The organism is Corallococcus sp. CA041A (genome assembly GCF_003612075.1).
In the GTDB taxonomy this organism is placed as follows: domain Bacteria; phylum Myxococcota; class Myxococcia; order Myxococcales; family Myxococcaceae; genus Corallococcus; species Corallococcus exiguus.
Genome location: NZ_RAWF01000071.1, coordinates 1 through 13082 on the forward strand (window position 1 = coordinate 1; position 13082 = coordinate 13082).

A 13082-nucleotide genomic window follows, 5' to 3' on the forward strand; every position below is an offset into this window, starting at 1 on the left:
GGGCCATGCGTCCCGGGGGACGGTGGGGTGATGGGCGGTGGACAGGCGCATGTCCCGGAGGGACGGCTTGCGCGCGGGGTAGGCTGTGCCGTCCCATGTCCCTTCCGCCCGGAACGCAGACTTCCTCCCGCCAGCCGTTGGTGGTCACCACGTCGGACCGGGTGGACGCACCGCTCGCACAGCGTGCGCGGAGTGCGGCGGAGGCGGTGGGCGTGCCGTATGTGGAGCGCCACCACAAGCTGCCCCTGAAGAAGCTGCTCACCGACATGGCGGACGCGCTCATTGTCTTCGAGTCCACGGCGGTGTCGCTGGTGGACGCGGAAGGGACGCTGCGCTTCTCACCGGGGCTGGCGCACCTGCGAGTGAAGCAGCTGGACGCGGGCGTGATGGAGGACCAGCTCGTGCGCGTCGCGGGCCTGCGCGAAGGGGAGCGCGTGTTGGACTGCACGCTGGGCCTGGGGGCGGATGCGCAGGTGGCGGCGCGGCTGGTGGGGCCGAGCGGAAGCGTCATCGCGCTGGAGAAGAGTCCGGCGCTGTATCTCCTGGCGCGGCACGGGCTCAAGGGGCTCGAGCGCCACCCGGCCGCCTGCGCGGTGAGCGCGGTGTACGCGGACGCGGCGGAGTTCCTGCGCGGGCTGCCGGACGGCGCGGTCGACGTGGTGCTCTTCGATCCGATGTTCGAGCGCGAGCGCAAGTCCTCCGCCGCGTTCGAAGCGCTGCGCCGCCACGCGGACTACTCGCCGCTGACGCGCGAGACGGTGGACCAAGCCCGGCGCGTGGCACGCCGGGTGGTGGTGTTGAAGGGCTCGCGCTACTCGAAGGACTTCAAGAGGCTGGGCATCACCCCGGAGCCCGCCCGGCCCAACGCCACGGTGTTGTGGGCCCGACTCCCGGGCTCGGGCAATCCCGTGCATCCTGGTGAAGACGGAAGTCCCTGATAGCGTCCCGGGCCGCCGTGAAGCACGACAACCGGGAGCGACACATGAAGACGCTGAAGCGGGGACTGTTGCTGGTGGGCTGCCTGCTGGGGACCGTGGGCTGTGGCGTGGAGGCGCCGGAGGAGGGCGCACCGCTGCAGGAGGACACGCAGGAGGTGTCCGCGCAGGCAGGCTGCATCCCCGGCCAGACGCGCACCATCAAGGTGGGCTGCTGCACGCCCACGCTGGAGCGCCGGCAGAACCAGATCTGCACCAACTCGGCGGGCTCCTGGAGCAACTCCGGCTCCAGCTACTGTGGCGGCTCGACCCTGAACTGCTACGGCGGCTGATCAGGAGGCCCGAGGCATGTTGACCCATCCTGCGCGCAAGCAAGGCTCGCGCAGGGTGGTCCACAAGGGCCGGTAGCTGAAGCGTCGATCCGCGGGAGGCCGCTCTCCGGAGACGAACCGTCCCCATCAGCCCGACAGCTGGACAGGTTGCCCAAGGCCGAGCCCATTACCTCTCTCTCGGCGCGCGCTCCATCAATCTCAGGGGGAGTAGGCCCCGGAGCTGTTGGAGACAGCAGTGCCTCGCTGGCCGGAGCCACGGAGAGGGCTTGCACCTGAGGGCACGGCGCAACCCCGAGCGCCTCGGTGTCCTCGGAGTCCGGTTCAAGGCAACCGGGGCTCCGCTCCTCGACTGAAGGGCGTACCTCCGGCGCGTCCGCCATCTCAGTGGCTGCCACGGGCGCACCAACGAGTCCCTCCTGGGCGCATGGGGCCTCGGGGGACGCAGGCTTCATGGGGACGGGAGCGAAGGCATTCAGCACGCGCTCATCGCGAGCCTTCAGCAGCGCTGGCAGCTCATGCTGAAGTGCCTGCACGTCGCGCTCGTTCAGAATCGCCATCGCGCGGAAGGCACACTCGCGCAGCGCCTCTCCGCCCATGAGCGGCAGCAGTTGGGCGGCTCCTCCCAGGAAGGCCCGCTGCAGAGACTGAACGAGGAGGACGTGCCCGGGACGCGCCGCCACCCGCGCCGCATGCCGCAGCAACTCGAACTCCACCTGCGCGCAGGTTTCCCCTGACTCCCAGCGCGCCGCGTCCTGGAGCTGGTAGCACGTGCTCCCCAGCCGGTCCAGGTCGAGGTCCGAGGCCCTCGCGCAGCAGTCGGCCAGAAGCTCCACCAGCACCTGACGCTTGAGGCTGAAGTAGCCCTCCAGAAGCCACCGGGCATCCGGGTTGCTCGAGTCATGCAGCGCCAGCCCCAGGTTCTCCAGCGTCAGTGACTCATCCAGCGGCACCGCGCGCGTCTTGCGTCCGGGGCGCTGCACCACCAGGCCTCGCGCCGCCAGCCGCCTCAGCGCCTCGCGGATGGTGCCCCGACACACCTCATAGCGGCGCGCCAGCTTCGCTTCGGAGCCGAATTGTCCGCTCGGGTGCAGACGCCCCAGCGCGATATCGCGCTCGATTTGCGCCTCCACATAGGCCACGAGTCCTCGCCGTTCCATCCCCACTCCCCCTCCTCGTCCCAGCATCGCCATCCAACCACAGGGGTCTGACATGGACGTGCGAGCCCACCCTTCTCATTGCCAGCCAGGGGGCACCCTCCGGGCCCGGTCGGAGAAAAACCTGTCCGACTGTCGGACAGGTTTTGAGGCAACCGGTCCCGGGCGGGCGCCTCCGTCCGTTGCCCCAGTTCGGGCGGTTCCGGACCTGGGAGGCTTCAGGTTCGCTTGAATGCGCTGGCGTCGGGCAGGCCGCTGCCGCTCAGGTCCGCGCCCATGGCGGTGAGGACTCCGGAGAAGATGTCCGGCTCGTTGGAGGTCACCTTGCCTGGTTGGCGCTCGCCGGTGCGCGCGTCGAAGCCGTAGGTGAGGGTGGTGTTCGGATCCACGCCTCCCAGCACGGTGTTGCCCTTCACCATGGGCGACAGCAGCAGGAAGCCATTGTTGAGGTCGTGGCCCGAACCGAACTCCGTGGCGCCGGAGGGGCGCGGACGCGTGCGGCCGAACTCCGTGGCCACGTAGATGAGCGTGCGGTCCCACATGGACTCGCCTGAGTTCGCGTCGAATGGCTCCGCCTTGAGCAGCGTGATCAGCGAGTCCACCGTGGACAGGATGCGCGCCCACATGAAGGCCTGTCCGCCCCGGTGGTCGTTGTGGCTGATGTCGAACGCGAGCGGTGGATTGGCGATGCCGTTGGGCCCGCCCACCGCGACGTTGAAGTCCGGCCCCAGCGTCACCGACACGGACACGCGGTACTTGAGCAGCAGGAACGCGAGCGCCGCCTGGCCCTGCACGGGATCCGTGAAGAAGCCGGGGAAGACCTCTCGCAGCCGCGCCCCGTCCGGTGAGCTCTCCAGCCCATACTTCGACAGGGGAATGGATGGCAGGTTCGGCAGGACGTTGAGCTTCGTGATGAGGTCCAGGGCCTCCAGCTTCGGCTGCTGCACGCCGCGCTGTTCGCTCCAGCGCTTCAGCGCGCCGCTGTCCTGGAAGGTGCGGCCGAAGATGGATTTCTGGTCCAGGGCGTCCCGCGTGCTCCGAGCCAGCGCGATGACGTCCTTCGGCGGCGCTCCGGCGATGCCTCGCGAGCCATCCAGGCCCAGGGGCCACAGCGACGGGTTAACCACGGGCTCCCCGAAGCAGGACAGGGGCAGGCTGTCGTCGGTGCCGCGCTCGGCGTAGCCGCCCGTGCCCATGTTGACGTTGGGCAGCGGCATGCCGCCTCCCCACTGGAGCGCGACGGCCTCCTGGAGCGTGCGGCCCCGCCACGCGCCGTTGCCGGTCAGCGAGCGCTTCTGCGCGATGCCGTGATTCACGGACGTGCCCACGGAGGTGGCCACCAGCATCTCGCTCGCGTGCTTCTTCACGAACGCCAACTGGTCGGTGTCGACCGGGATGTTGATGCTGCCCAGGCGCGAGTTGCTGTACTTCACCGCGCGGAAGGGACTGTCCGCCACGCCCTGCACCTGCGCGTCCGGGAAGGTGTTGAACGCGGCGGCGTTGGAGGACTCGGATTGGCGTACCGCGAGGAAGCTGTCCACGATGGACGCGCCCCCAGCCGCCCCGATGACGATGAGGAACTTCGGCTTGCCGTCGAGCGCGTCGCGCTTGCGGCCTGGCTTCTCCAGGGACTCGGGCGTCTGGAGCGAGTCCCGGCAGCCGGAGAGGAAGGGCGCGAGCGTGGTGCCCGCCGCGCAGAGTGACAGTGCCCGCAGCATCTCCCGGCGCGACAGCCGGCCCGTGGTCTTGAGGGTCATGGGAGGGGTTCCTCAGTAGAAGACGGCTTCGGCGGGAGAGAAGACGGCGAGACACGCGGCCTGCATCCACGCGACTCCTGGCGTGGCCACACCGGTGGCCTGTACGTCGGCGGACAGACGCACCAGCGTGTCCCGCTCATCCTGGGTCGGGTCGCGCAACCACGCTCGGCGCACCAGGGATGTCACCGCCGTGGCGACAGCCGGGCTCGCTGCGTCCGCCAGCCTGCCGTCCGCGCTGAGGACCACATTCTTGAACACCACCGCGGCGGCGGGCGTGTTCACGTCCAGCGCGATGCGTGCGTTGCAGGCGGAGAGCACGGTGCGCTCCACTGCGATGGGCGTGGTTGCGCCCGTGACGGGGGCGGTTTCGTAGACGCTGTGCTGATAGGGGTCCACGCCGCCCAGCGCTACGCCGTGCACGTTCTGGCAGGGGTACTGACCCAGTTCGTTGCACACGGACGCAGCGGGCAGCTCCAGCGCCTGGGCCAGGTCGAGCGACAGGCGCTCGGGGCCCTTGAAGCGCAGGTTTCCCTTCTGGGACTTGGCGACGCCGCCGTCCCATTCGGGCGTCACGCCGGGGTTCGCGTCCGGTCCCAGGTCGACGGCGGGGGGGAGCTTGTCGGAGCAGCCCGTGAGCAGCAGACAGGTCAACAGCAGGCGTTCAGGGCGCACCGTAGGCCTCCGTGCGGATGAGGTCGTGAAGCATCTTCTGCACGCGGTACGCGTGCGTCGTGCGGAAGGCCTGCCAGGTGCGGACGAACTCCTCGTTCTCTTCTGGCAGGGGCGCGTGGCCGACGAGCAGCTTCCAGTAGTCCGTGACGGTGGAGATGGCGAAGGCGTCGCTGTTGGCGGCGACCCCGGCCCACTCCATGAGGTTGTTCACGGGCTGGCCCAGGATGACGCCCTGTTCGGGCGTGTTCTTCAGCGTGGCCGCTTCGTTGGGGAAGAGCAGCTCCAGCCGGTTGGGGATGTAGCGGTTGGGCAGCCCGCCCAGACCGTTGTAGTTGCGGTACGGATACGACAGCGGGTCCAACGTCGCGTGGCACGCGGCGCACTGGGGCGCCTGGACGCCCTTGGCGTCGTAGTCGCGCGGCTCGTTGGGGACGCTGTGCAGGCCCTCCTGCTTCGCGATGTCCAGGCCCAGGTACGCGCGGTACATCTGCGACGCGGCGTTGCGCGGCAGCGCGGTGAACATGACGAACGAGGTCAGCGTCCACGCGCTCGTCATGTTGCCGGCGCGGCGCGAGGCCTCCACGAACTGGGAGGAGAGGCTGTTGGCGGTGGTGTACGTGGTGGGGCTCGAGCCCGAGCGCTTCACGTAGAAGCTGGCGGTGAGGACGTCGCGCGCGTCGTGGTCGTCCGTCTGGGACCAGGTGAAGAGGGCGTAGTCGTCGTAGTAGTCCGCCAGGGGAATGATGCCTGCGTCCTCGCCGGACTTGATGGAGCCGACGGGGCGGATCTTCGGGTGGGCCACCTTCCAGAGCTGCCCGTGCTTGCCTCGCCAGAAATCGGACTGGAGGCAGCGGTCCAGCTCCTGGTCGATGAAGGCGCGCTGCTTCTCCTCGTTGCCCAGCTCCAGGAAGCTGACCACCTGGGCGTAGGTGGGGGACGTGCCGCAGAAGTCGCTGAGCATGCGGCGGTACGCGAAGCGCGGGTCGTACTGGCAGACCTTGAACTGGGGGTTCTCTCCGCCGCCGCAGACGCCGCTGGGCGGGACGCTGGTGGCGTCGCCGGGCAGCGAGCCCTGCTCGACCTCGAACTGGTTGGGGGCGCCGTCGCCGTCGGCGTCCTCCGAGGCGATGGCACGCAGCGCGGCGGGGAGGGCAGCGGCGAAGTCCGCGTCGGAAAGGGGGCGCGGCTTACCAGGGGCGAGGTGCGGCTCCAGCGCGGCGCCGTAGCCGTTCCGCTGGGGCGGAGCCACGTGGCAGTACGTGCAGGCCGGCTGGGTGCCCTGGCATGCGGGCGCGTTGGGGTACTCGGCGCAGAAGGTGCCGGGACCGGTGGGCATGGCCACGGCCTGGGGGGCGAACCCGAGCAGCAGCAGCCCGGGCAGTAGCCATCGGCTCGGTGTTGGGAAGGGGAGGGGCACGCGGGCTCCGGGAACGGTTGCTGTACGGACACCCCAACCCGGAAAATCAGAAAAGGTTTCGGCGATTCGTGGGCGCCCGGCTCACCAGGGCCGCCGCTCGATGAGGTGGCGGGCCTCCAGCGAGGGGGCGAGGAAGGACACGGGCGCACCCGCGACGCGCTCGAGTTCTTCCAGGTGGTGACGGGCCGCGTCGGTGAGCTGGTCGAAGCGCCGTGCTGCCCAGTTGGTCGCAGCCAGGTCGCCCGCGAATATGAGCGCCAGGTCCGTGGGGGCATTGAGGGAAGCAGCCTCGCGCAGCCCCACCCAGTCGAACGCGCGGCCTTCCGAGCTGCACGCCAGGACCACCCGCCGCACCCGCCCCGGCGCGATGCCCGCCGCCTGGATGCAGCCGCTGGCGGAAGGCCCCGCGCATTCGACGAGCACGCGGTGTCCTCGGGCGAAGGCGTCCTCCAGTTCCTCACGTGAGGGCCTCGGGTCTGGCCCGTCTGGTCGAAACAGCACGGCGTAGTGAGGCGCGAGCTGCGCCGTGAGGGGCCGCGTATCCACACCGTCATGGGGCCCCGGGACGATGAGGTCCACGAGCCGTTCGCCGGGCCGCCCATACAGCCCGAGCCGGCTGGCCACCCGCACGAGTACAGCGTCGGGTGGAGTCTTCGCCGTGTCGACCACGAGCTCCGCCAGCGAGGCCAACGCGTGCACCGCACGCTCGGCGGAATGCGCCCAGGCCGCTTCGAAACTGTCTGGCTCCGCGTCGCGCCGGGCCTGCTCCGGTTCCGGCGTCTCCAGGTGGACGTGCACGACGCGGAGCCCTGGGCTTCCGCGCAGGCCGTCCAGCTGCGCCTCGCTGCTCGCGGCATCCACGATGATCAGCCTGGGGGCGTCCAGGCCGTGGCCCCGAAGCGCGGCGAGCACTCCGTCCGCCAGCCAGCGCCCTCCCGTCTCGCGGTCCAGCGCGACGGTCAACTCCTGGCGCGTGCGCCGGGAACCGTCACCGCCATGCTTCCGCAGGAAATCCTTCGAGTGGAGATGCAGCGCGCCGAACCGCCGCGCGAGCCCCTGCGCGAGGGTCGTCTTCCCCGCGCCAATGGGCCCCGACACCACCACCACCGTGACCGCCATGGCTTGCTCCTCCCAAGGAGGAACACCCTAGGAACCCGGCCGCGGTGCGAACCATCCCCCGTTGGAGGGAGGCCTCAGCGCTTTTCGGAGACGCGCACCCAGTCCACTTCCATGGTCTGCGGTGCGTTGCGCAGCAGGTCCGCGGTGGCCTGAGGCACGCCAAAGTACGGCTCCTTCGCCTTATTGACGCCCTCCGGGTAGCCGCCGCCCACCGCGAAGTTGAAGATGATGAAGAGGGGCTTGTCGTAGGCCCACGCGCCGTGGCGCTCCACCTCTTCACGGGTGGACGTCTTCACGCGCTCCCCGTCGATGTACCAGTGGATGGCCTCCGGCGACGACTCCACGCCGTACTCGTGCCAGTCGCTCACCGGAGTGCGCGGAAAGAAGCGGCCGTTGATGGGCGTGTTGCCGCTGTAGCCCGGCCCATGCAACGCGACGGACACCCAGTCGCCGTAGCCAACGTTCTCCATGATGTCGAGCTCCCCGCACGCCGGCCACCCCGCCGTGTGGATGTCTCCGCCCAGCATCCAGAACGCCGGCCAGAGCCCCACGCCCACCGGCAGCTTGATGCGCGCCTCGACGCGGCCGTGCTTGAACTCCCGCTTGCCCGCGCTCTCCACCCGGCCCGACGTGAACGGGTATCCGTTGGCCGTCTGAATCCGCGCCGTGAGCTTCTCGGTCTGGATGCGCCAGTTGCTCGCGTCCACCTCCGTGCCGTCGAACTCGTCACTCCACACCTGGACCCATCCGTCCGCCGCGCCAGCCACTGTTCCCGCGCGCTTCGGTGCCCCCGCGCACGCCATCAGCCCCGCCACCAGCGCCCACGCCGTCACCGTCCTGTACGTGCTCGTCGCCATCGTCGTTCCTCGAAAGGGAGCCATCTACTGGAGCGTCCGCCGGTCCACCGGCGCTTCGGGGGGCTCGCCCCGGTACGGCGTGGCCGGAGGCATGAGCAGCGATTCGTGCAGCCGCCCCTCCACGTCCACCGTCACGTCCACCACGGTCTGCCGCACGGGCTCCACGCTGCCGTCCGCGTGCAGGAGCACGCCGCCCCCCTGCGGAATGCCCAACGCCCGCGTGGGCAATCCCATGCGCCGGAGGGCGGCCTTGAGGCCGGGCCACTCGGGCGGCTCGTGCACGCCGATGAGGTAGGGCGCGAGGCCCAGCACCGGGAAGGGCTCGCCTTCGCCGGGCAAATCTTCACACCACGCGCCCAGGCCCAGGTGCATGGCCCCGGCGGACACGCCCATCAGCACCGCGCCGGACTGATGCCGCTCGCGGAGAATCGAGTCCACGCCGTGGGCCTGGAACGCGTTCCATCCCACGCGTGGGTCACCGCCCGCCAGCAGGATGACGTCGGCGTCCTTCAGCCACGCCAGGTCCTCGCCGGACGGCGCGGCCGGGATGCTCCGGCAGCGCGTGAGCCCGATGCCCTCCATGGCCGCGACGAAGATGTCGTAGAACTCCGGCACGTCACCGTTGGACGCGCCCAGGTACGCGGCCTTCACCGGAGGCACACGCAGCTCCGCGCCGGTGAGCACGCGCACGTAGTCCAGGAAGGGACGCCCCTCCACGCGCCAGAACAGCGGAGCGCTGTCAGCCAGCAGGAGGAGGGGCGGAAGCGTCATGCCGTTGAGCCTACCGCCACTGGTAGGCGCGCACCCAGTCCACTTCCATGGTCTGCGGCGCGTTGCGCACCAGGTCCACCGTGGACTGCGGCACGCCGTAGTACGGCGTCGAGGCGCCATTCACACCGAACGGATAGCCGCCACCCACCGCGAGGTTGAGGATGATGAACAGCGGCTTGTCGTAGGCCCACGCGCCGTAGCGCAGCACCTCCGCGCGCGTCGTGGTCTTCACCAGCGCCCCGTCGATGTACCACTTGATGTCCGAGGACGAGTACTCCGTGCGGTACACGTGCCAGTTGCTCACGCTGGACGACGGGTAGAAGCGGCCGTTGATGGGCGTGTTGCCGGAGTAGCCCGGGCCGTGCAGCGCCCCGGACACCCAGTCGCCGTAGCCGACGTTCTCCATGATGTCGAGCTCGCCACACGCGGGCCAGCCCACGGAGTTGATGTCATTGCCCAGCATCCAGAACGCCGGCCACAGGCCCGCGCCGACCGGCATCTTGATGCGCGCCTCGATGCGGCCGTGGCTGAACTCGCGCTTGCCCGCGCTCTCCAGCCGGCCGGAGGTGAACGGGTAGCCGTTGTTCCACTGCAGGCGCGCGGTGAGCTTCAGCGTTCCGTTGCTCACGGAGATGTTGTCGCCGGAGTTCGTGTACTGCTGCTGCTCGCTGTTCACGTGCACCGTTGTGTTGGGCGTCCAGTTGGCCGTGTTGACGCTGTTGCCGTCGAACTCGTCGCTCCAGACCTGCACCCAGCGGTCCTCGCCACCACCGCCCACGACGCCAAAGGAGAACGACTCCCAGCAGCCGGCCGTGGCGCGGTTGGCGTACAGCGGCGCGCTGGCGCCCAGGTTCGTGTCCGCGGACACGTATTGGCCGGTGCTCTTGGCGCGCAGGCCCACGGAGCCGTCCGCGAAGGGCACCCAGGTGAAGCGCTCCCAGTCACCCACCGCCGTGCGGAAGCCCGTCACCTGACCGCCCGCGTTCGGATCCGCGGACACGTACAGGCCCGTCTCCACCACGCGCAGCGAGATGAAGTCGTTGCCCGCGTCACCCACCTGGAACTGCTCCCACCCCTGCGCGCTGTCACGGTTGGCGACGAGCGGCGCGGTGGTCCCCAGGTTCCGGTCCGCCGACACGTACTTCTGCGTCGCGCACGCCTTCAGCCACACCGTCTGGCCCAGCGGCGCCGCCGTGGCGGACTGCTCCCGCTCCGCCACCACCGGCGTCGTCAGCATCGAGTCCTGCGCGGGAGCGGAGCCCCCACCACAGGCCGTCAGCCCCAGCACCGCCGCCAGCGCCCACAGCGTCTTCCCGGCTCTCGTCGCCATCGTCTTCCTCGAAGGTGTGTCCAGCTCCGACAGGGAGCCGGGACCCGCCCCACTTAGATCAGAGCAGGTAAAATGGCTTAACCTTATTTCCATGAAAAAGTTACTTAGTGGGGCCCTGGGTGTCATGCTTGGGACGGCGCTCGCGGGCTTGCCCGGGGCGGTGTTCGCGCAAGGCCGGCCGTCGCTGGTGAACACGCGCATCGGGACGCCGTTCGGGGCGAACGGGCACTCGTCCACGGTGGACGGGCGCATCTTCGTGGGCAACATCGGCGAGGACCCCGCGACCACGACGACCACGTGGATTGCCCGTGTGTTCCGTCCGGAGGCGGTGACGTACGACTCGGCGGGCAAGCCGTCGTTCGCGGGCACCTTCTCCGCGGGGAAGACGGTGACCGTGCGCAACGGGGAGAACGCGCTGGCGTTCTGCTTCACCAACCCCGCCCAGCCCTACGCGCTGTCGAGCGGCGTCGCGGTGTACCAGCCGTTCCTCTTCGACTCGATGATGTTCAACGGGGACAACGTCTTCCGGCGGCGCACGACGGACATCCGCGTGTCCCAGCCCTTCACGACGGCGGCGGACATTGCATCGTTCAGCACCGGTCCGCTGGAGACGCTGCGCACCGTCACCGGCGCCACGATTCGCGGCATCGAGCCCACGATGACGTCCGACGGCCGGTTGATCATCTACCAGGGCGCGCCCGCGAACACCGGCGGCATCGACCACATGATGTACGCGTACAACCCTACGCCGTGCGCGGCCACGGGCTGGAGCAACCCGCGTCCCCTGTCGATGATGTTCAACGACACGAACGCGGGCGTGAAGCGCTACCCGCTGGCATGGAAGCGGCTGAAGGCGGCCACGGGCGAGGACTTCGGCGACACCACTTCCGGTGCGCTGGTGCGCGGTGCCTACGCGTGGGTGGACCACGAGGGCCGCAACCTCGTCTACATCGCCGTCACGTACACGGACGGCGCGCGACGTGAGGCAGTGAGCCTGGTGGGCGCGGATACGAACTGGACCGCGTACCACATCGACGGGGCCATCAACACGGACCGCATGGACATCGCGCACCTCTTCTACTCGGGGCCCATGTGGAACTTCGAGCAGGAGCGCCTGCCCTCGCAGAGCTTCCCGCCCGGGCAGAGCAATGCCGCGCATTACCTGCCGGTGACGAAGACGCACGACGTGCTGGCTCTCTTCGGCAGCAACACCGCCGACTACAACGAGGTGGACCTGGGCGAGTTGATGGACCCCTTCCACCTGCTCTTCCTGCCCATGAACGAGCTCGTCACGCGCGCCGGAGCGTATGACCTCACGCGCACGCCGGACCTGTCCGGCCGCTTCTTCACGGGCACTCTGGTGGGGGGCGCCTCCATCTCGCCGGGCAACGCGCTGACGCGCTCCTCGCCGGACTCGCTGTGGCAGCCGCACGGCAAGGGCAAGGCGCTGGTGGTGCCTGGAGGGAGCGCGCTCGCGGTGAACCTGGCGGATCCGTCCAGCACGGTGCCCGGCGTGGGCGCGTTCGTGCGTGGCCTGTCGGTGGAGTTCGCGGTGCGGCCGGACGCGGACATCCAGCAGGGGTGCACCACCGGCAATCCCTACCGCTACCTGATGCACAAGTCCGGCGGGCTGGACATCATCTACGAGGCCAGCAACCAGCCGCAGTTCTCCCTGGTCGTCAACGGCCAGCGCGTGCGACTGGGCGGCGGCCCGGTGCTGCCCGTGGGGCAGTGGAGCCACCTGGCCTATACGTGGGACGGCACCACCGGCGTCTTCCAGGAGTACCTCAACGGCGTGCCCACGAACCGCGCGCTGCCTGTCGTTCCGGGGACGGCCCGGCTGGGCACGGGGACGCTCTACATCGGCGCGGGCGCGAACCTGGACACGCAGCGCTGCCCGGCGAACGGCGAGGGCTCGTTCCGGGGCGCCATCGACGAGGTGCGCATCTTCACGCACGCGCGCTCCAACCGGAGCATCTGCATGACCGCGCACGGCGCCAACTGCCGCGAAGAGGCCATCCAGCACACGCCCTCCGCGGGTCAGTTCGTGATGAGCGCCCAGGCTCCGGCGTGCAATGGCACCAGCGCGTTGAACTCGGCGGCGTGCCTGTCCGCGATGCACCGGGCCTGCGCGCAGCGGGGCGCGGGCGACGCCATGGCGAGCAGCACCAACACCTGGGACACCATCATGCAGCTCGTCAGCAACCGTCCGCCCATCTCGCTGGCGGGCGTGCCGGTGACGTCCACGGCCACGGACCTGACGGTGGCGTGCGCGCCCATCCAGCATGAAAGCGTGGCCGTGACGTTCGAGGAGCTGACGCGCATCCACGCGGGCTGCACCGACGAGCGCGGCGTGACGAGCACCCACTGCACCGCCGCCGCGCACCGCTTCTGCAACAGCCAGGGCTGGACGACAGGGCAGGTGTTCGAGGTCACGTCCCGGCCGTGGGTGGGCTGCTTCAACTCCGGGCTCCGGACAGATGTGGAGAAGTCCGCGCTGGGGCCGGTGTCCAACCTGGGCGACTACACCGCCCCGGGTTCGCGCCTGGAGGTGAGCCAGTGGTGCCGCACGCAGGGCTACGGGGCGGGCGTCGTCCAGGAGATTCCCAGCGCCACCAAGGCCCACGTGCACTGCTTCCAGCCGGCCGTGACGGCGTCGTGGCGGTACCTGCCGTAAGGCATTGCGTGGCCTGACGGCCCCCGGGGTTTGGAATCAGACAGGCTTTGCTGCCATGGTG

At 69.7% G+C, this 13082-nt stretch carries 11 protein-coding genes; 3 read left to right on the forward strand and 8 right to left on the reverse strand.

Annotated features, from left to right (window positions below; translation table 11 throughout):
* Window positions 1-95 precede the first annotated feature (95 nt).
* Entirely contained in the window at window positions 96-938 is an 843-nt protein-coding gene (locus D7V77_RS15010) for a class I SAM-dependent methyltransferase (protein WP_120576973.1), read from the forward strand.
* 44 nt (window positions 939-982) lie between these two features.
* Window positions 983-1267, forward strand: coding sequence for a hypothetical protein (locus D7V77_RS15015; RefSeq protein ID WP_126932750.1), 285 nt, complete (start codon window positions 983-985; stop codon window positions 1265-1267).
* Here D7V77_RS15015 and D7V77_RS15020 read toward each other — a convergent pair.
* The 8 genes from D7V77_RS15020 to D7V77_RS15055 all read right to left on the reverse strand — a co-directional run bounded on the left by D7V77_RS15020 (window position 1255) and on the right by D7V77_RS15055 (window position 10344).
* A complete protein-coding gene (locus D7V77_RS15020) occupies window positions 1255-2424 on the reverse strand; it encodes a FadR/GntR family transcriptional regulator (protein WP_233596994.1) in 1170 nt (389 codons plus the stop codon). The two genes, D7V77_RS15015 and D7V77_RS15020, sit on opposite strands and share 13 nt — an antisense overlap.
* A gap of 215 nt (window positions 2425-2639) precedes the next feature.
* Window positions 2640-4178 carry a hypothetical protein gene (locus tag D7V77_RS15025; protein ID WP_120576975.1) on the reverse strand — a complete coding sequence of 513 codons (1539 nt, stop codon included), beginning with the start codon at window positions 4176-4178 and terminating at the stop codon, window positions 2640-2642.
* A gap of 12 nt (window positions 4179-4190) precedes the next feature.
* Complete coding sequence (locus D7V77_RS15030) at window positions 4191-4850, reverse strand: hypothetical protein (RefSeq protein WP_233596995.1); 660 nt, start codon at window positions 4848-4850, stop codon at window positions 4191-4193.
* Window positions 4840-6267, reverse strand: a complete 1428-nt coding sequence (locus D7V77_RS15035; RefSeq protein WP_120576976.1) for a hypothetical protein — start codon at window positions 6265-6267, stop codon at window positions 4840-4842. Before D7V77_RS15035 ends, D7V77_RS15030 begins: the two co-directional genes overlap by 11 nt.
* A gap of 81 nt (window positions 6268-6348) precedes the next feature.
* Window positions 6349-7386 carry an AAA family ATPase gene (locus D7V77_RS15040; protein ID WP_120576977.1) on the reverse strand — a complete coding sequence of 346 codons (1038 nt, stop codon included), beginning with the start codon at window positions 7384-7386 and terminating at the stop codon, window positions 6349-6351.
* A gap of 74 nt (window positions 7387-7460) precedes the next feature.
* Window positions 7461-8243: a family 16 glycosylhydrolase gene (locus tag D7V77_RS15045; RefSeq protein WP_120576978.1), complete on the reverse strand. Its 783-nt coding sequence runs from the start codon at window positions 8241-8243 to the stop codon at window positions 7461-7463.
* A gap of 24 nt (window positions 8244-8267) precedes the next feature.
* The gene (locus D7V77_RS15050; protein WP_158624405.1) at window positions 8268-9014 is read right to left on the reverse strand and encodes a Type 1 glutamine amidotransferase-like domain-containing protein; all 747 of its coding nucleotides are present in this window, start codon (window positions 9012-9014) and stop codon (window positions 8268-8270) included.
* A 10-nt stretch (window positions 9015-9024) separates the two neighbouring features.
* Window positions 9025-10344, reverse strand: coding sequence for a family 16 glycosylhydrolase (locus D7V77_RS15055; protein ID WP_120576980.1), 1320 nt, complete (start codon window positions 10342-10344; stop codon window positions 9025-9027).
* A gap of 124 nt (window positions 10345-10468) precedes the next feature.
* Here D7V77_RS15055 and D7V77_RS15060 point away from each other — a divergent pair, with 124 nt between their 5' ends.
* On the forward strand, window positions 10469-13021 hold the full coding sequence (locus D7V77_RS15060) for a LamG domain-containing protein (protein WP_233596996.1): 2553 nt from the start codon (window positions 10469-10471) through the stop codon (window positions 13019-13021).
* The last annotated feature ends 61 nt before the right edge of the window (window positions 13022-13082 follow it).

Bases quoted from the DNA above. Each gene is read 5' to 3' on its own strand.
- D7V77_RS15010 (WP_120576973.1), top strand. From the start codon at position 96: ATGTCCCTTCCGCCCGGAACGCAGACTTCCTCCCGCCAGCCGTTGGTG.
- D7V77_RS15040 (WP_120576977.1), bottom strand. From the start codon at position 7,386: ATGGCGGTCACGGTGGTGGTGGTGTCGGGGCCCATTGGCGCGGGGAAG.
- D7V77_RS15055 (WP_120576980.1), bottom strand. From the start codon at position 10,344: ATGGCGACGAGAGCCGGGAAGACGCTGTGGGCGCTGGCGGCGGTGCTG.
- D7V77_RS15015 (WP_126932750.1), top strand. From the start codon at position 983: ATGAAGACGCTGAAGCGGGGACTGTTGCTGGTGGGCTGCCTGCTGGGG.
- D7V77_RS15060 (WP_233596996.1), top strand. From the start codon at position 10,469: ATGCTTGGGACGGCGCTCGCGGGCTTGCCCGGGGCGGTGTTCGCGCAA.
- D7V77_RS15020 (WP_233596994.1), bottom strand. From the start codon at position 2,424: ATGGAACGGCGAGGACTCGTGGCCTATGTGGAGGCGCAAATCGAGCGC.
- D7V77_RS15025 (WP_120576975.1), bottom strand. From the start codon at position 4,178: ATGACCCTCAAGACCACGGGCCGGCTGTCGCGCCGGGAGATGCTGCGG.
- D7V77_RS15045 (WP_120576978.1), bottom strand. From the start codon at position 8,243: ATGGCGACGAGCACGTACAGGACGGTGACGGCGTGGGCGCTGGTGGCG.
- D7V77_RS15050 (WP_158624405.1), bottom strand. From the start codon at position 9,014: ATGACGCTTCCGCCCCTCCTCCTGCTGGCTGACAGCGCTCCGCTGTTC.